Raw genomic sequence first — 18,183 nt, forward strand, 5'->3', positions numbered from 1 at the left:
GCTTGCCGCCGCTTTCTCTTTCAGCGCAGCTGCACATCTTCTTCACACTGCCCGATGGAACCCCGCCTCATGGGGCAAGCCCCATCAAGCCTCAAAGCGGAGGCAAGCCGTCCGCACTCCACATAAAGCCTCGGTTCCAGAGGCTATCAAACTACTTCAACTCCTTGATCCTGATATTTTTCCAAGCGACGGAAAAGGGGCCTTGTTGGCCTACGCCATGGACTTGCAGGCCGATGAAGCCCTTCGGGTGGGTTTTGAAGATGGCTTCGTCTGTGAGGTCGTAGATCGGCTGGCCGTTGATCCAGGTCTGGATGCGGGGGCCTTTGCAGACAATGCGGTAGTGGTTCCACTGGCCGTCCTTGAAGTGTTTGTGCGGGGTGCGTTTGTCGTCGGGGACGAGCCAGCCGCGGCCGGTGGCTTCGCCGTAGATGTAGCCGGCCTCGCCGCCGTTTTGAATGTCGCTAGCCTCGATTTCACACTGCGGCCCGTTGACCCGGCCTCCGGGTTTGCCACCCTGTGTTTGTGAGCGGAGCTGCACACCGGAGTTCAGCGCGTTGTCCACCTTGACATCGAATTGGAGTTCGAAATCACCGTAATCCTTGTCGGTGCAAAGGAAGGAGTTGGGGCTGCCTTTTGTGGTGGTGCCGACGATGCTGCCGTCTTTGACGACGTAGCTGGCGGTGCCATTCTTCTGGCTCCAGCCATTGAGTGACTTACCGTCGAACAAGCTGGTCCACCCGGCCTTTTCCCCGTGGTGATCGGCGTACGCGAGGGGGCTGAGGGTAACGATGGCTGTGAGCGTGAGGATTTTTTTCATATCTTCTGTGGATACTGGCATGCAGCTGGGTTGCTTTCAGCCGGTATCGGGAAAATTGATGTTTGAACAAACCAGATGACAAGATAAAGACGGGGATACAATACGCTATGAAGACAATGAAACTATCCCGATGGACTACCCTGATCGTGTTTGGCGCGCTGCTGCTGCCGCTTCGTGCGGAGCCGCCAGCCAAGGACGCCGTAACCAAGGCGCAGAAGCAAAACCCGAAGGAGCAGGGAGCAAGAATGGTCGAAAAACAGGCGAGTGTGACCATCGAGGGAAAACAAATCGACTACACGGTGCGCACGTCCCGGCTGGTGCTGAAAAAGGAGGATGGCAAGGCGCGGGCATCGGTTTTCAACGTGGCCTATATCCGTAATGGGGTGAAGGACGTCTCGAAGCGGCCTGTGTTGTTTGCCTTTAATGGCGGACCCGGCTCGTCGGCTGTCTGGCTCCACCTCGGGGCACTCGGCCCCAGGATCGTGCCGACTTCAGCCGATGGCACCGAGGCCTTGAAGCCCCCGCTGACGGTTAAGGAAAATCCATTTTCCATCCTCGATGTCGCTGACCTGGTCTTTATCGACCCTGTGTCGACCGGATATTCGCGCTCCGAGGACAGTAAGGAAAGGTTTCACGGTGTGGACGAGGATATCGAGAGTGTCGGCGATTTCATCCGGAGGTGGATCACGGAAAACAAACGCTGGTCGTCACCCAAGTATATCCTGGGGGAGAGCTACGGCGGGGTCCGCGCTGCCGGGCTGGCACAGCATCTTCAGAGCCGCTATGGGATGACGCTCAATGGTGTGGTGCTTCTCTCGGGGCTGATGGACTTCAGCACCCTCAATCCGGGTGATGGCAATGACCTCGCATACATCGCGTATCTGCCAGCCTATACGGCCATTGCCCACTATCACGGGAAGTTGAAGGGGGACCGTGATACCTTGGTAAAGAACGCCCGTGAGTTTGCGGCGGGGCCGTATGCGACGGCATTGCTCAAAGGATACACGCTGGATGACGCCTCCCGGAAGAAAGTGGCGGCGGAGCTTGCGGCACTCACATCCCTCCCTGAAGAGCTGGTTCTACGTTACGACCTGAGGATCAACCCCTCCAGGTTCCGCAAGGATTTGTTGAGGTCTGAGAACAAGGTGTTAGGTCGCTTCGATGCCCGCACCGCCTGGCCGGTGCAGGATAAAGCGGGGGACTTCCCCAGCTACGACCCGTCGATGTCGGTGGCAATGGGTGCGTTTTCCACAGCGATGTTAGGTTATCTGGCCGACGGCCTTGGCTGGCTGGACGATCGCCCCTATGAGATCATCGCCCAGGTGGGTGCCTGGAACTGGGGTAAGAAAAACGGCTTTGTGAACATGGCTCCAAGGCTGGCAGCCGCGATGCGCGACAACCCCCACCTGCGGGTGCTGGTGCAGTGTGGTCATGCCGACCTGGCGACACCTGCCGGTGGAATTCTGCATACGGTGGCCCACATGAATGTGCCGGCGCCGCAGAGAAAAAACATATCCGTGGCTTGGTATGACGCCGGACATATGTTTTACTTGAACCAGCCGGACCTGGAAAAAATGCGCAAGGACCTGGTGGCGTTTTTGAATCCTGAAAATTGAATGATGAATGATGACCCGATCCATGTGGCAAGGCCACCGCAGATGCCAGCCAGTGACCGGGTGAATCCCTACACGGCTCCGGTGCAACCACCGCTGCTGCCGGTGGCTCATGCGGATCCTTTTCAGGTGACGGCGGATGACCGGACCATGGGGATGCTGGTCCACCTGTTAGCCTTGCTGACCGGGTTTCTGGGGACGCTGATTCTCTGGCTGGTCAAAAAAGACACGTCGCGCTTTGTCGATTTCCACGGCAAGGAGGCAATCAATTTCCAGATCACATTGCTGATCTATGTGTTCTCCCTGATGGCGTTTGGCATCGTCACCATGGGGGCGGGGATGCTGATCGCGGTCCCCCTGATCATTGTGCTTTCCATCGCGGCCTTTGTCTTTGAACTGATGGCCTGCCTTGCCGCCAATCGTGGTGAGTGGCACCGCTACCCGATGACGATCCGCTTGATCAAGTGAGTCTGTTGGTAAAGCGGGGCGCGTATCAAAGTGCAACCTGGAAGGTATAGCTTCCGGACTCCAGATGCAGTTTGACACCCCCTCCTCGGGCTTGCAGGTTTTTCACACCGACTGCATTCTTCGCCGCTTGTCCGTTTTCGGTGACGGATGATGCATCAGGAAGGTCAAGCACGGCACTTGTGTTGACGGGCACGCGAATGTCGATGGTCACGGTATCGCCCGTGCGCTTCCAGTTGCAGACCACCTGACCATGGATCGATCGGTGTGAGCACTTGACCCAGTCGAGTCCCCGGACAAAACGGGGGTGGAGATTGATACGATCAAATCCAACCGCGTCTGCGGCGGGTTCGATACCGCCGAGCCAGTTGTAGAACCACTGGCTAACAGAACCAAACATGGGGTGGTTGTGACTGAAGCCGTCGTTGGGTTTCCAGTGCTCCCACAAGGTGGTGGCACCGTTTTCGAGCATATGCCCCCAGCCGGGGAAATCGCGTTTATTGACCATGGCGTTGGCCGTCTCAACTTCGCCCCCACGGCTCAGGACATCCAGCATGTAGCGGGTGCCGAAGATCCCGGTGGTGAGGTGGCCGTCATGCTTTTCGATATCCTTCACGAGGTGGGCCAGAGCAAGGGGGCGCTCGTTCTCCGGAAGCATGTCCAGAAAGAGGGCAAAGGATTGCGCGCTTTGGATTCCCGAGCCGGCCACGCCTGTTCCTTTGGCGATGCATTGCCTGAGATAGGCGTTCTTGATGTCCCCGGCAAGCTGGGCGTATTCCGTAGCCTCGTCCTTTTTGCCCAGAATGCCAGCCAGGCGCGAAAGCATGCGGGCGGATTCACAGTAGAGCGGGGTGACCATCGGTGCCGCCTTCTCCTTTTCCAATGCCTCGTGATCGTGTAGGCCATTGCGGATGATATGGTCCTTGTTTTTCGCCCTGACTAACTCGAACCACCGCTTCGAGACGGCATACTGCTGCTCGATGACCCGGCGGTCGCCGTAATAGCGGTAGAGCTGCGTTTGCAGATGCGGATGCGCCATGGCCCAGCCGATGCCGCAGTATTGGATACCCACCGACGGGGCGGTATCGGTCAACATACCGTCGGGTAAGGCGCTGTCGGCCCAGTCGCGGGTCGACTTGGCGTAAAACCCGGACATATCGTAGTTGAGCATGAATGCATCGGACGTGGTGACCAGGTCGCCGCCGTATCCGAAACGCTCGCGGTGCGGGCAATCGGATTGCACCCCGAACAGGTTGCTCAGAAACGTCCATTGGCACATTTGTTGGATGCGGTTGAACAGTTTGTTAGAGCAAGAGAACGACCCCACAGGCTCCACGGCGGAGTTCATGCGCAGTGCCACGATGGAGCCACGCGGTGGACGTGCCGGTAGTCCTGTCAGCTCGATATAACGGAACGCGTGGAAGGTGAATTGTGGCGTATAGTTCTCACCACCACCCCGGGCGATGTAGCGGTCCTCCTGCCAGGCGACCGGGGGCGCTCCGGGGTATTGGGGTTTGGTTGCATTTTTGATTTGTCCACAGACGCTGCTCATCGGGTTGAGCGTGCCGTTTTTGTGCAGTAGCTCGCCGTATCGGATCGTGATTTTAGTTCCTGCGGGGACATCGAAATCGAAGCTCGCCCAGCCGCCGAAGTTTTGTCCCATATCGACGATGTACACGCCTTTGCTTGGCTCGGTGACTACAGCGGGTGTTAACCTGGTTGTTACTTTGATAGCCGGAGCCGGTAGTGCCTGCAACCTGCCCTCAGGGGCTGGTGCCGCCCTGGCTGTTTTCCAATCACTGTCGTCCAGACCAGGCTGATCCCATTCGGGAATGTTACGACGGGCGTCGACTTTTTCACCAAGGTAAATGTTGTTGCGGAGGATGGGGCCCTGCGTGACTTTCCATGTGGCGTCAGTGGTAATGGCTGTGCTGGAGCCGTCGGCGTATTCGATGTGCAGTCGGGCGATAAATTGCGGGCGTCCGACAGGTAAGTGCTCGCGCAGGTTTTTACGACCCCACATACGCAGGGGTAGGGGATTGTACCAGCCATTGCCGAGCGTGACACCCAGGCAGTTATTTCCAGCTGCTAGATTTCTTGTCACGTCAAACGTGGAGTAAAACACACGCTTGTCGGGTCGGGTCCAAAGCGGTTCAAGATGTTGGTCGCCAACAGGCGTCCCGTTCAGGGACGCACGGAAATATCCCAAGGCCGTGATGTAGAGACGCGCGGATTTCACTGGATCTGTTAGCGTGAAGGGTTTGCGGAAGAGGGGGGCGGGATCATCTTTGAAAAAGTCCTCGTCCTTTACCGGCAAGGCGACACCATCACCGATCCACGTGGCTTGCCAGTCGTCTGCGTTGAGAAGACCCATCTCCCAGAATGTGGGAGCCGACCAATCAGACGCTTGGCCTTGGCTGTCCCATACCTTCACCTTCCAGAAACAACGCTGTCCGGAGCCTGGGATTTTACCCTGGTAGGGAATGTCCACGCTTTGGCTCGAAATGATTTTGCCGCTGTCCCAGAGGTCACCTCGACCGTTCTCCAGTCCCTCGGCGGTGCTGGCAACCAGGATGTGATAGGCACCCGGTTTTGCGCCGCGAACCTCTGATTCCAGGACCCAGCTCAAGCGGGGTTGTGGGTGGTCGATCCCTAAAGGCCGGTCACGGTATTCAAAGCGCAGACCTGTGGCCGTCATTCCTTCCGTTGGTTCGTTATCGGCAAAAACATCTGTTAGGGTGGGAAGAAATGCCATCCACAAGGTGCACAGACGGATGATGGATGGAATGGGCATGGAAACCGGCATGGGTGACGAAACTTTCTACCATAAGGTGACCCGGCTCGTGGCGTCTGGTGTGGTGGTCTTGTTTGCTGGGCCTGCTATCGGCCACCTACCTCGCGGTAGCGGGTCTGGCTCCACTTCAGGCCTTCGGTGTATTCTTCTTTTTTGCCGTTTCTGGTGACCAGGCTCTGCCACATGGTGGTGGCGTTTTTGAAGAAGGCGATGGCATCGGCCTTTTTTCCCTTGGAGTAGGCGGTGTGCCCCAGGTCGCCATAGAGGTAGGCAAGGGAGCGGCGTAGTTCGGTGTCGCGTTTGCCGGCACCGCTTTTGAGCAACTGTTGCATCAGGTCGGCGGCCTTGGCTCCCTGGGTGAGCTCGCCTGCGGTGTCGCCGGCGTCACCCGAGAGGCCACCACGCTGCCAGTGGAAAACGGCAAGTCGATAGAGCGGCTCGCTGGCCTCCGGGTGGGCGGCAACGATACGCTCGGTGAGTAGAATCGCCTCGTCCAGGCTTTTGGCGGCATGGGTGGTCTGTCCGCGGTCGCGGAGTAATACCGAACGCAAGCCCTTGGCGGTGGCGATCTGCATGGATGCGCCATCGGGGGTGGTGTCATCTGCGGACAGGCCGGAGAGCAGTTTCTCGGCGGTAGTGAGTTTGGCGGCTCCCTGGGTGTCATTTCCTGCCCGCATATCAGACTCGGCGGCCATGATCTCGATTTCGGCGAGCTTGACCTTGGCGAGTTTGAGATTGGGGTTTTTCTCTAGCAGCCAGCGCAGGTGGATGGCGGCTTTGCTGCGGAGCTGCGATGCGTCTTCTAACAAGTTTAATCCTTCCGCGAGCGAGGCGGAGTGCAGGGCGAAGCGGGCGAGGTCAGAGCGCACCGCAACGTGATCGGGAAGCGCCTTGTGCACACCTTCAAGGTCCTTGAGGGCGAGTAGAAAATGTTCGAGCGCCTTGGCGGGGTCCTTGGCCTGGATCATACTGCCGTCAATGATTTGCATCACAGCGTTGATACGCCGGGTTTCATTGACGTCGCCCGCAGTGATGGCGGCGATGTCCTTACGCGCCTTGGGCAGCAGGGTGTTGGTGAAAGCGGGATCGTTTGTATCAAGCGACTGGAGCAGACAGGCAAGCCGTGCCCGGGCGAGCCGCGAGTTGTAGCCGGGCTCCTTGATCTGTGCCTGCGCCCAACCGGCGGCTCCGAGGTCGAGCAGTTTGTCGGCTTCGACCGGGTTTTTGGCATGGATTTCGAGTTCGGCGAGCTGCATCAGGACGCGTGCGCGGACCGCTTGAAACTGGTTCTCCCCCTCGGTGAGTTTGAGAAACTGTCGAAGTTCGGCCAACATGATGTCGCGGCCCGGATCGGATTTCTTCAGTTCAGGAAGCTCGGTGCTCTCGTTGCGCATCATCCATTCCAACAAGTGGTCGTTAGCCACGCCCAGGGCGTTGAGTTGGCCTCGCAGCCGGGCTTCGCGGGTGGCGTTGCCGGAGATGGTATCCTGTTCACGTTGTTCAGCGGCATTTTTCGCGGCGATGGCAGAGGTCTCGGAGGTTCTGGCGTCGTCGCGTTCCTTTTGCAGTCCCGATATCGCCAGGTTCAGGTTGGCGACATCAGAGCTGCGGGCGCTTTTTTCATAGGCAAGTAAACTGGCAAGGATGATACACCCCGCCGCCCCCGCCGCAGCGAGGATGAGCGAGCCGGTCATGCGCAGCTTGGTCAGTTTGACATTTTTCAGAAGCCCGGCTTTTTCATTGGCTGCCCTGGCATTGGAATCGATGGTTTCCCAGGCATGCAGTACTTCGTTGAGGTCGCCGAACCGGTCCTCGGGGTTGAGTGAGAGGCATTGCTGAATGACCTCGCGCCGTTTGCGTTCACGGTCGTCTGCGGCTTCGTTGGTCCAGTTGGCCAACTCGCGGTGTTCGAGTCGCTCGGCCAGTTTGATCACGTCAGCCTGGATGCCGGTGACATGTGACTCGCCAGGGCGGGGAGCCACCTTGCTGAAGGTGGCTTCGCAGCGTGGAAACATGCCGGTGAGGAGCCGGAACGCGAGGACGGCGAAGGCATAGGTGTCCCACGCGTAGCCTTTTCCTGATAGATAGCCCTCGGGTTCACGCAACTGCTCGGGGGGGGCGTAGAGCAAGGCATCGGTGTAGGGGAGCATCCCGACCCCCGGCATTTGGCCCATGGCGAAGTCGGTCAGGAACAATTCCCCCTGGTCATTGAAGAAGATGTTGCCGGGTTTCAGGTTGCCGTGGGAGATTCTGCGGTGATGCATCTCGGCAAGCGCGTGGGCGATCTTCTCGATCAGCTCCCAGGCGTTTTTGGTTGGAAACTCGACCAGCTGCTCCTGCAGGGATCTTGGGGCGATGGTCGCTTTTTCCTCATTCACCTCGGCGAGCATCGGCATGATCATGCAGCGGGTGCCCTGTTTGGATTCCTTCCACACGATCGGGACCACGCCCCTGGGGTAGGTTCCGCCGGACAGGCGATGGACCATGCTTTCGATCAGGGGCCGGTTGACGGCCAGCGCATTGAAGACCCGCACCGCATACCACTTGGTGTCGGGAAGGGCGGGAGTGCTTCCCTCGAGATCCCGGGCGATAAAGACAGAGCCGCATGAGCCTTCGCCCACCAGGCCAAGGAGTTCCATACCTTCGATTTGCGGCTGCACCATAGGGTTTGTTTTTAGCTTTATGATACGGGATGACCAGCCAAACTTTGCACCTGTTTGACATTGGCCGTTATCCGTAGTCGGCCAGTGGGGTTTGCCGGTGGATTTTTTCTGATTCAATGATAGTGTTACCACTCATCGTCCGTAAGGATCCTTTGGAACATCAACGATACCGCTATGAAAAAACAACCATTATGTTCAGGAAACCCACTTGCAGAGTGGGGTGCCCGTTCGTCGTCGCGTCGGGAGTTTTTACATGTCGGGGTGCTCGCCGGCCTGGGGCTGACCCTGCCGGAGTTTCTGAAAATGCAGGCCCACGGTGCGCAGAAGCACTATGAATCGAAGGAAGGCGTTGCCAAGTCGGTGATCCAGATCTTCTTGCCCGGTGGTATCGCGCAGCAGGAGTCGTTCGACCCCAAACCCTACGCCCCCAGCGAATACCGGGGGCCCTTTGGCACCATCAAGACAGCCCTTCCGGGGGTGGAGTTCAGCGAAAACCTGAAGCATCTGGCGAAAATTGCCGACAAGTTCACGGTGATCCGGTCGATGTCCCATGGTGAGGCGGCTCATGAACGGGGGACGCACAACATGTTTACCGGCTACCGCCCCAGTCCAGCGCTGCAGTATCCGTCGATGGGCTCGGTGGTCGCCCACGAACTGGGCTCGAGAAAAAGCCTGCCGCCATACGTCTGCGTGCCCAACGTGCCGAATATTTTTGCCAACTCGGGATACCTGAGTTCCGCCTACGGCCCGTTCGGACTCGGTGCCAACCCATCCCAAAAAGGATTCAAGGTGCGCGATCTGAATATGCCGGCCGGTGTGGACGACGACCGATTTTACCGCCGCAAGTCGCTGCTGGAAACCGTCGATGAGCATTTCAAGTCGCTGGAGGATTCCGATGCGCTGGATTCCATGGATGCTTTTTATAAACACGCCTATAGTTTGATTTCCTCACAGGAGGCGCGCGAGGCATTCGATCTCTCCAAGGAGCCGGACAAACTGAAGGATGTGTATGGTCGGACCCCGGCGGGTCAGAGGATGCTGTTAGCCCGTCGGCTCGCTGAGTCCGGTGTTCGTTTTATTTCCCTCACTGCGGGGGGCTGGGATCATCACGACAATATCAAGGGGGGAATCCAGAGCAACCTGCCACCGGTCGACCAGGCGGTGGCGGCTCTGATCAATGATTTGGATCAGCGGGGTATGCTCGATAGCACGCTGGTCATGCTGACATCGGAGTTTGGCCGGACGCCCAAGATCAACAAAACCAACGGACGCGACCACTGGCCGCGGGTATTCTCCGTGATGCTTGCCGGTGGTGGTGTCAAAAAAGGACTGGTCTACGGCAAGTCCAACGCCCTCGCCGCCGAACCCGAGGAGGACAAGGTGGGCGTCGCCGATTTTGCCACCACCATTTACAACCAGATAGGTATCAATGCCGACAAGGAACTGATGGCACCCGGTGGTCGCCCCATCGAGATTGTCGCTGGTGGCAGTGTTATCAAGGATCTTCTTATCTAACAAAAAAGTGAGTATATACAGACTTGTCGTTGCAGGGATGGTGTCGTTTTTTTCGGCGACTCCACTGTCGGCCTACAGCCCTGAGCTCGGGACGATCCTGCCACGCGGCGGTCAGCGGGGCACCGAGGTGGAGTTCAATTTCCACGGCAAGCAATTGATAGAGCCGCAGGAGATTATTTTTTATAAGCCGGGGGTGTCGGTGAAATCACTCCACAAGGTGAAGGACAGCCACGTCAAGGCCGTGCTCGCCATTGCCCCGGATGCCGAGTTGGGTGAACACCCGGTCCGCCTGCGCTGTAAGGGCGGGGTGACTTATATGCGCACATTCTGGGTTGGCCAGTTTGCAACCGTCAACGAAGCCGAGCCCAACAATGATTTTAGCAAACCGCAGCGGGTGGGATTCAATACCACCGTTCACGGCACCGCCGGCCTGGAGGATGCGGATTACTATGGGGTGACCGTTAAAAAAGGCCAGCGCATCTCGGCGGAGGTCGAGGGGATGAGGCTCGGTGCGGTATTTTTCGATCCCTATCTGGCGATTCTCGACAGCAGGAGGTTTGAGCTGGCCACCTCCGATGATGCTCCGCTTCTCCGCCAGGATGCCTTTGTCTCGGTCGTGGCTCCCGAGGATGGTGAATACACGGTTCTTGTCAGGGAGTCGTCCTATGAGGGAAACGACAACTGCCGCTACCGTCTCCACATCGGTGGCTTCAGCCGTCCTTCAGCCGTCTATCCACCGGCCGCCCATCCTGGGGTTGCCACCACCTTCAGAATGATAGGTGATCCGGCGGGGGATTACGCATTCCAGGCCACCCCTGCGGGCAAGGAGGGATCAGTTCATGGGCTCTTTGCCGAGCGCGACGGCTTAAGCTCGCCGTCGCCTAACCCGGTGCTGCTGAGCGCCTTGCCCTTTGCCAATGAAAGCGAGCCTAACAACGAGTCCAGGCAGGCGACACCTGAGCCCCCCCTGGACGCGCCCTGTGCCTTCCATGGCATCATCAGTAAAACCGGAGACGTTGACTGGTTCCGTTTTCATGCCAGGAAAGGACAGGACCTTCGGATTCGTGTCCGCGGAAGGTCATTGCGATCACCCCTCGACAGCGTTCTAATTTTACGCGATTCCAAAGGCAAGCAGATCAACCGGAATGATGACCAGGGAAGCCTCGACAGCATCATCGATTTCAAACCACCCGCCGATGCTGACTACTTTGTCAATGTCCGCGACCACCTCGGCAAGGGGGGGTCTGATTACACTTACCGGGTGGAAATTGACAAGCGGGAACCCACCCTGTCAGCATCGTTGCCAGTTGGGCTGAGAAACGACAGCCAGTATCGTAAAGTCATCTGTGTGCCGAGGGGGAATCGTTACGCGACGGTGGTCAATGTCACTCGGCAGAACGTCGCTTGCGACTGCAAACTCCAGGCCGACTCCCTGCCTCAGGGGGTGGTGATGCAACATAGTGCGGCACCCAGCAACGCCAACAGTTTTCTCGCTCTGTTTGAAGCGGCCCCCGATGCTCCGATCGCCGGCGGGCTGCACCATTTTAGTATCCTCGATGCCAGCCCGGGGAGTAGGGTTCGTGGTGACCTTGAGGAAATGATCCACCACGTTGAGATTAACAATACCGGCACATTCCACAGTACCTATGACGACCGGATCACGGTGGCAGTCATTGAGGAAGCTCCCTTCCACGTGGATCTCTTTGTCCCTCCGGTCCCCATTGTTCAAAACGGCACAGCCCGGCTCAAAGTCACCTTGCGCCGGGCGCCCGGCTTCGATGGCGCGGTAAAAGTGACACTTCCCTGGAAGCCGCCGGGGATTGGTTCGCCGACGGAAATCACGATTCCGAAGGGGGAAAACGAGGCGTTTTATAACATCAACGCAAGTGCTGACGCCGCCGTGGGAAACCATCAGGTATGTGTGGTAGCCGAGTCGACCACCCCAAAGGGACTGGTCATGGTGTCATCGGCATTGGCAAATCTAACAGTATCCGAACCCTTCATGACGGTAACCATGGAAATGGCTTCGACCATCCCCGGGGAAAACACGGTTCTCCTCTGCAAGGTGAATCACCATCAGCCTATCCAGGGCAGGGCACAGATGATTCTTCACGGCCTTCCCCATGGGGTAAAAGCCGCCCCCAGGGAGATCGATGCCAACACCAAGGAGGTGATCTTTGATCTCGAAGTCGCCAAGGATGCCACCAAGGGCAAACACAACGCGTTATTCTGCCAGATCCTGCCGAGGAAAAAGGGTTATCTGATCCCGCACAATACCGGACACGGCGGCACGCTCAGGATCAATCCACCGCCCCCCGCACCCAAGGTCGCCAAGAATGGCCCTGCCAAGCCAGCGGTGGCTAAGACGGCCCCCAAAGCAGCTCCACCCAAGCCCAGCAAGCCTCTTTCCCGGCTCGAACAATTACGTCAGCGTAAAAAACAATGACCCCCACACTCCATTCCATCGTTGTCGCTGCCGCCTGCGTCGTTTCGCAAGCAGCCATCGCCGCGCCCGACTTCGTCAACGACATCCAGCCTATCCTTGAGGAGAATTGCGTACGCTGCCACGGCGAGAATAAGGACAAGGGCGAGTTGCGTCTGGATACCTATGCCCTGACGATGGAAGGGGGCGAGACGGGTGATGCCGTCGACCTGAAAAACCCGGAAAAAAGCCTGATTCTCAAACGGGTTTCCCTGGCACACGACGACGAGGACGTCATGCCTCCCACACCCGACGAAAACGGTAAAAAAGGAGGCGAGCCACTGAGCAAAAAACAAATTGCCCTGCTTGATGCCTGGATTCGATCCGGTGCCCACTGGCCGGAGGGCCTGACCTTGAAGCCCAGGGAAAAAAGCCGTCGCGAAAAAAACCTCGATCAGCCGGACCCCGACCTCGTCGCCATTGAAGTGTTTCCCAAGGAGGTTGCCCTGGAAACAAGTGCCGACTTCCATCGTTTGATCATCCTCGGTCATTACCAGGATGCCACCACCCGTGATATCACGCCTTCGGTGACCCTGAACATCACCGGTGATCACATTGTCCGTATCGAGGCGACCACCCTGTTTCCCAAAGCAGACGGCAGCACACAGGTCGAGGTCAGCTATCGGGGCAAAAAACTAACAGTCCCGGTAACTGTCAAAGAGGCCGGGAAAATCAGGCCTGTTAGTTTTCAGCGTGACGTCATGCCCGTGCTCACTGCGGAAGGTTGTAACACTGGCTCCTGCCACGGCTCGGCACGCGGTCAGGACGGTTTTATGCTGTCGCTTTTCGGCTACGACCCGCAGGGCGACCACTTCCGGCTCACACGCGAGATGCCGGGCAGGAGAATCAACCTGGCCATCCCGGAGGACAGCCTGTTGCTCACTAAAGCCACCGAGTCGGTTCCTCACACGGGGGGTAAGCTGTTTGAAAAAGACAGCAGCTCCTACCAGGTCTTGCTCGACTGGGTGAAGTCGGGTGCCGAATTTGACAAGGAATCAGGCAAAGACCTCATCCTCCCCACCTCGATCGAAGTGCGTCCCACGCAGGCGGTGATCAAGGGCCCGGACCAAAAACTCCCGCTGACCGTGCGGGCGCTTTATTCCGACGGGACCGACCGGGATGTGACATCACTAACAACCTTTTCAACCAGCAATGACAACTCGGTGAAAATTGAACCGGATACAGGTCTGATGACCTCCGCCAAACGTGGTGAGGCGTTTCTCATGGGTCGTTTCCATACCTTTTCCGAAGGCATGCAAACCATCGTCATCCCCTCGAAAATGGATTACCAAAGACCCAAACTCCCCGAGGTCAATTACATCGATGGCCACGTCCACGACAAGCTGCACAAGCTGCGCGTGATCCCCTCGGAGGTCTGCGATGATTCCGTCTTTATCCGCCGCGCCCACCTGGATCTTGTAGGCCGGATTCCCACTCCCGAGGAACGTGACGCGTTTCTCAAGGACACCAACCCCAGGAAAAGGGAAGCCCTCGTCAACCGACTGATCGAGACCAAGGACTTCACCGAAATCTGGGTGATGAAATGGGCCGAACTCCTGCAAATCAGAACCTTCCAGAACCAGGTGAGCTACAAGGCGGCACTGCTCTACCACAACTGGCTACGTGAACGTATCGCCTCTAACACGCCGTTCAATGAAATCATACGCGAGCTGCTGAGGTCGAAAGGAGGAACCTTCTCTACACCACCCACTAACTTCTTCCAGGTTGAGTTGGAAACCAAAAAACTGACCGAGAATATTGCGCAGGTCTTTATGGGGACACGCATCCAGTGTGCCCAGTGCCATAACCACCCGTTCGACCGCTGGACGATGGATGACTACTACAGCTTCGCTTCGTTTTTTGCCCAGGTAAAAAGAAAACGCGCCGAGGACCCGCGCGAGCAGATTGTGTTTGATGGCGGCGGACAGATCCAGCATCCGGTCACCCTTAAAAACGCCGTCCCCAAATTCCTTGGCGGAGCCATTCCAGATACCACCAAAGGTTCACGACGTGAACTCGTGGCCGACTGGTTGGCCGCTCCGGACAACCCATGGTTTGCCCGTAACGTTGCCAACATCGTCTGGGCCCATTTCTTCGGCATGGGAATTGTCGAACCCGTCGACGACGTGCGCGTGTCCAACCCCCCATCGAACCCGGCACTCCTCGATGCGCTGGCAAAACAGTTTGTCGCGTATGACTTCGACTTCAAACGCCTCGTGCGTGACATCTGTCTGTCGAGAACCTATCAGCTGTCCACCCATACCAACCCGACCAATGTCAGCGATACACGCAACTTCTCACACGCCACCGTCAGGCGGCTCCGTGCCGAGGTCCTGCTCGATGTGATTTCTCAAGCGACCCATACCGAAAACAAGTTCAAGGGGCTTCCCAAAGGCTCCAAAGCTGTCCAGATTGCAGACGGTAACACCACCACCTATTTCCTGAAAACCTTTGGCAGGGCCACGCGTGAGACGGTCTGTTCCTGTGAAGTGAAAATGGACCCCAGTCTCTCGCAAGCTCTCCACCTTCTCAATGGCGACACCGTCAATAACCGTATCAAACAAGGTGGTGTTGTTAGGGATTTGGTGAAATCGGGAAAAGCGCCCGGCGATGTCATCGACTACCTCTATCTGCGTTGCCTGACCCGTCCTGCCACCGAGACGGAAAAACAGAAACTCATGACCCACATCGATGCGGCCAAGGACGACAAGGCCAAAACCGAGATCTACGAAGACATCTTCTGGGCCCTCCTCAACTCGAAGGAATTCATCTTCAACCACTAGCCGTGAATTCAACATTCAACATTCAACATTCACTATTCCTGATCACGTCAGCGGTCATGGCGACCGCGGCTCCGCCCAATTACGACGACCACATCCGCCCTATCTTCGAGAACTCCTGCACCAACTGCCACAATCCGGATAAACAAAAAGGCGACCTCGACCTCACCTCCTACTCAGCCGCGATGCGCGGTGGCTCGGGTGGAAAATTCGCCGAGCCGGGCGAAGGTGGCGACTCGAAGATGTATGGCGTTATCACCCACACCCTCAAACCCATCATGCCCCCGAAGGGCGATAAGCTGGAGAAAAAGCAAGCCGACCTCATCCGCGAATGGATCGATGGCGGCTTGCTGGAAAACAAATCAGGCAAACCCCAGAAAAAGAAAAAGCCTGCCTTTGCACTGAGTGCCGCTCCCTCTGCTGGTAAGCCCGACAAGATATCACTGCCCCGGCACCTTCTGCTGGAACCCGTCGTGACCACCACGCGCGCCTCGGCTGTCGCTGATATGGCCACCAGCCCGTGGGCTCCCGTGCTCGCCATCACGGGCCAGCGCCAGGTTTTGCTCTATCATACGGACACCCTCGAACTCATCGGTGTCCTACCCTTCGATGACGGCCAGCCTGAAAGCCTGTCATTCCATCCCTCTGGAAAATACCTGTTAGCCGGCGGCGGCATCGGTGGAAAATCCGGCACGACCGTCACCTGGGATATCGAAACAGGCAACGCCGTCCTGCACGCGGGCAAGGATTTTGACTCGGTCATCGCCGCCTCACTGCGGCCCGACCTCGGTGGTGTCAGCCTCGGGGGGCCCGGTAAACGGGTCAAGCTCTGGGACACCGCCAGCGATGAACAGGTGACATCGATCAAAAAACACACCGACTGGGTAACGCAACTTGCCTACTCGCCCGATGGTGTCCTGTTAGCCTCTGGCGGTCGCGGCGGCGGCGTCTACATCTGGGAGGCCGATACCGGTAACGAATTTCACAACCTCCGTGGTCACCAAGCCGGTATCAGCGACCTTGCCTGGAGATCGGATTCCAACCTGCTCGCCTCAGCCTCAGAAGATGGCAGCATCCTTGTTTGGGAAATGAACAACGGCAACCAGGTGAAAAAAATACCTGCGCACGGTGGTGGCGTGTTATCGCTCGACTGGAATCAGAACGGTCATCTCGTGTCCAGCGGCAGGGATAAAAAAGTCAAAATCTGGAAACCCGACTTTAACCTGCTGAAGGAGCTGCCCGCATTTTCCAACATGATCACAGAGGTCGCCTTCAGCCACGATGGCAAACGGGTTTTTGCAGCCGACTGGAATGGCGCGATCACCGTCTGGGATGTAGCCACAGCCAAGCAGGTAGGAACGGTCTCAGCCAACCCGCCGACAATTGCCACAAGGATCCAGTGGTTACAAACGAAATTGAAAAACTGCCCCGAACAACTAGCCGCCGCGGAAAAGCTGGCCGCAGCTGCCACGGCTCAACAGATGGCTGCCCGGACGGCACTGACGAAAGTGGAAACAGACCACCGCAACGCCATCGCCAGATCCAATCAACTGGTGGCCGAACGCACCAGGCTCGACGCTCAGCTGAAAGCACTCTACGCCGATGGTGATACTCTTGGAAAACAACGGCAGCAACTCCAGCAAGCACTCACCCACGCGCGGGATGTATTAAACACCCACAACGCCGCCATGGCCGCGCTGCGCAAGGAGCACCAGCAAGCTGAAAACGAAGCCCGGAAAATGGCCGCAGACGAGAAACAACTTGTGGCAAACGAAGAAAAAGCCCGCCAGGCGGCCGCAGCCAAACCCGGGGACGCCACCCTCAGACAACTTGCCGATCAAGCCAAGGCCGACCTCGATGCCCATCGGCAGCAGCTCAAGGACAAACAAAATCTCAGCGAGCAGAAGAGCACCGCTCTCGCCCGGCTAACAGACCAGCAAAAAGGACCGGGCAACCAACTCGCTGCCGCCGACAATGCCTGGAAAGACATCAACTCCAGGTGGGCTGCCCACCACGCCAATCGCAAAGCACTGCAAGATACACGCAATGCGCTGAACAAGCCGATCACCGAAGCACAGCAACTCTCGAAGTCGTTGGAACCTAAAATCAAACCCGCCCGCGAAGCACTGGCAAACGCTGTCGCTGCCCAGAAAAAAGCGACTGCAGACCTCGATCAGCTCAAAAAACATCAAGGCAATCTCCTCTCTGGCCTCAAGCACTGGCAAGCCGCCGCCATCAACACGGAAGCCATCCGCCTCGCCAGGGAAGCCGCCGTATTGACAGCCAGACAAAACGAGTCCATGGACGCCTTCACCGCGCTCGCCGCCGGAATACAACAACTCAAGGACCCCGCCCAACTCGCCGAACAGTCCCGCGCGCTGCAAAAACTCCGTAAAACCATCGATCTGGCGGCTGCCGATTTGTTAGGCAAGTCCCGTGATGCCACCGCCCGAAAGGCCGCTTACCAAAAGGCTCTGGAGCCCTGACTTCAATACGACATCAATTTCATGTTCCATCTTCTACTAGGTTGGTGTCTGATCAGTTGTTGATTGGTCGCAGATACGGGACTGCCAGGGGATTAGGTAGGAAAAAATAGACACTATCTGATATTGCCAGACAATTTGTGCAACGCGGTCATGTCATGGCAGCCACTTCCTGGAAGCCTTTGCAGGCCATTAGGGCGCGCACCACTGGCTCCCATTCCCAGTCGGGGAGCGTTGTCTGAGTATGTCGGTGATTTTCTCCTGATATTATGAGCGCACTAACATTAAGACTACCTGATTCTCTTCACCGTCACCTCAAGAATGCCGCCGAGACGGATGGTGTCTCCGTTAATCAATTCATTAGTCTGGCTGTGGCAGAGAAGCTATCGGCTTTACAGACCTATGACATCATTGCAAGGCGGGCAGAAAAAAGCTCCAGAGAAGACTTCCTAGCTGCTATGTCAGCAGTCCCTGCTGGAGAAATTATAGAAGGTGACGAAATCCCCAAGGAGTACCAACCCAAAGGATAATAAGGCGCAGCAGACTAACCCCCTACCCGCCGAGCAGTCCA

The 18,183-nt window shown here is 57.4% G+C and carries 10 protein-coding genes; 7 read left to right on the forward strand and 3 right to left on the reverse strand.

All coding sequences use genetic code 11. The features are described 5' to 3' along the window. Positions 1–151: 151 nt before the first annotated feature. Complete coding sequence (locus H7A51_14295; protein ID MCP5537388.1) at positions 152–817, reverse strand: DUF1080 domain-containing protein; 666 nt, start codon at positions 815–817, stop codon at positions 152–154. A 116-nt stretch (positions 818–933) separates the two neighbouring features. Between H7A51_14295 and H7A51_14300 the strand changes: the two genes are divergently transcribed. Continuing rightward, positions 934–2,433 carry a peptidase S10 gene (locus tag H7A51_14300; GenBank protein ID MCP5537389.1) on the forward strand — a complete coding sequence of 500 codons (1,500 nt, stop codon included), beginning with the start codon at positions 934–936 and terminating at the stop codon, positions 2,431–2,433. A gap of 153 nt (positions 2,434–2,586) precedes the next feature. Next, positions 2,587–2,898, forward strand: a complete 312-nt coding sequence (locus H7A51_14305) for a DUF4870 domain-containing protein (GenBank protein MCP5537390.1) — start codon at positions 2,587–2,589, stop codon at positions 2,896–2,898. Positions 2,899–2,923: 25 nt separating this feature from the next. Here the strand turns inward: H7A51_14305 and H7A51_14310 are convergent, their stop codons facing one another. Together H7A51_14310 and H7A51_14315 are read right to left on the reverse strand one after the other, a co-directional pair. Beyond that, positions 2,924–5,689, reverse strand: coding sequence for a family 78 glycoside hydrolase catalytic domain (locus H7A51_14310; GenBank protein ID MCP5537391.1), 2,766 nt, complete (start codon positions 5,687–5,689; stop codon positions 2,924–2,926). An 86-nt stretch (positions 5,690–5,775) separates the two neighbouring features. Beyond that, complete coding sequence (locus H7A51_14315; GenBank protein ID MCP5537392.1) at positions 5,776–8,352, reverse strand: hypothetical protein; 2,577 nt, start codon at positions 8,350–8,352, stop codon at positions 5,776–5,778. 174 nt (positions 8,353–8,526) lie between these two features. Between H7A51_14315 and H7A51_14320 the strand changes: the two genes are divergently transcribed. The 5 genes from H7A51_14320 to H7A51_14340 all read left to right on the forward strand — a co-directional run bounded on the left by H7A51_14320 (position 8,527) and on the right by H7A51_14340 (position 18,142). Then, positions 8,527–9,867, forward strand: coding sequence for a DUF1501 domain-containing protein (locus H7A51_14320; protein MCP5537393.1), 1,341 nt, complete (start codon positions 8,527–8,529; stop codon positions 9,865–9,867). A gap of 7 nt (positions 9,868–9,874) precedes the next feature. Then, on the forward strand, positions 9,875–12,313 hold the full coding sequence (locus H7A51_14325; protein MCP5537394.1) for a PPC domain-containing protein: 2,439 nt from the start codon (positions 9,875–9,877) through the stop codon (positions 12,311–12,313). Continuing rightward, the gene (locus tag H7A51_14330) at positions 12,310–15,132 is read left to right on the forward strand and encodes a PSD1 domain-containing protein (GenBank protein ID MCP5537395.1); all 2,823 of its coding nucleotides are present in this window, start codon (positions 12,310–12,312) and stop codon (positions 15,130–15,132) included. The genes H7A51_14325 and H7A51_14330 overlap by 4 nt, the downstream gene beginning before the upstream one ends. A 2-nt stretch (positions 15,133–15,134) precedes the next feature. Further along, the gene (locus tag H7A51_14335; protein MCP5537396.1) at positions 15,135–17,615 is read left to right on the forward strand and encodes a hypothetical protein; all 2,481 of its coding nucleotides are present in this window, start codon (positions 15,135–15,137) and stop codon (positions 17,613–17,615) included. A 266-nt stretch (positions 17,616–17,881) separates the two neighbouring features. Further along, the gene (locus H7A51_14340) at positions 17,882–18,142 is read left to right on the forward strand and encodes a toxin-antitoxin system HicB family antitoxin (GenBank protein ID MCP5537397.1); all 261 of its coding nucleotides are present in this window, start codon (positions 17,882–17,884) and stop codon (positions 18,140–18,142) included. Positions 18,143–18,183 lie beyond the last annotated feature (41 nt).

It is taken from the genome of Akkermansiaceae bacterium (assembly GCA_024233115.1).
Taxonomy (GTDB): domain Bacteria; phylum Verrucomicrobiota; class Verrucomicrobiia; order Verrucomicrobiales; family Akkermansiaceae; genus Oceaniferula.

Bases quoted from the DNA above. Each gene is read 5' to 3' on its own strand.
- H7A51_14320 (MCP5537393.1), top strand. From the start codon at position 8,527: ATGAAAAAACAACCATTATGTTCAGGAAACCCACTTGCAGAGTGGGGT.
- H7A51_14310 (MCP5537391.1), bottom strand. From the start codon at position 5,689: ATGCCCATTCCATCCATCATCCGTCTGTGCACCTTGTGGATGGCATTT.
- H7A51_14340 (MCP5537397.1), top strand. From the start codon at position 17,882: ATGAGCGCACTAACATTAAGACTACCTGATTCTCTTCACCGTCACCTC.
- H7A51_14330 (MCP5537395.1), top strand. From the start codon at position 12,310: ATGACCCCCACACTCCATTCCATCGTTGTCGCTGCCGCCTGCGTCGTT.
- H7A51_14295 (MCP5537388.1), bottom strand. From the start codon at position 817: ATGAAAAAAATCCTCACGCTCACAGCCATCGTTACCCTCAGCCCCCTC.
- H7A51_14305 (MCP5537390.1), top strand. From the start codon at position 2,587: ATGCTGGTCCACCTGTTAGCCTTGCTGACCGGGTTTCTGGGGACGCTG.
- H7A51_14300 (MCP5537389.1), top strand. From the start codon at position 934: ATGAAACTATCCCGATGGACTACCCTGATCGTGTTTGGCGCGCTGCTG.
- H7A51_14315 (MCP5537392.1), bottom strand. From the start codon at position 8,352: ATGGTGCAGCCGCAAATCGAAGGTATGGAACTCCTTGGCCTGGTGGGC.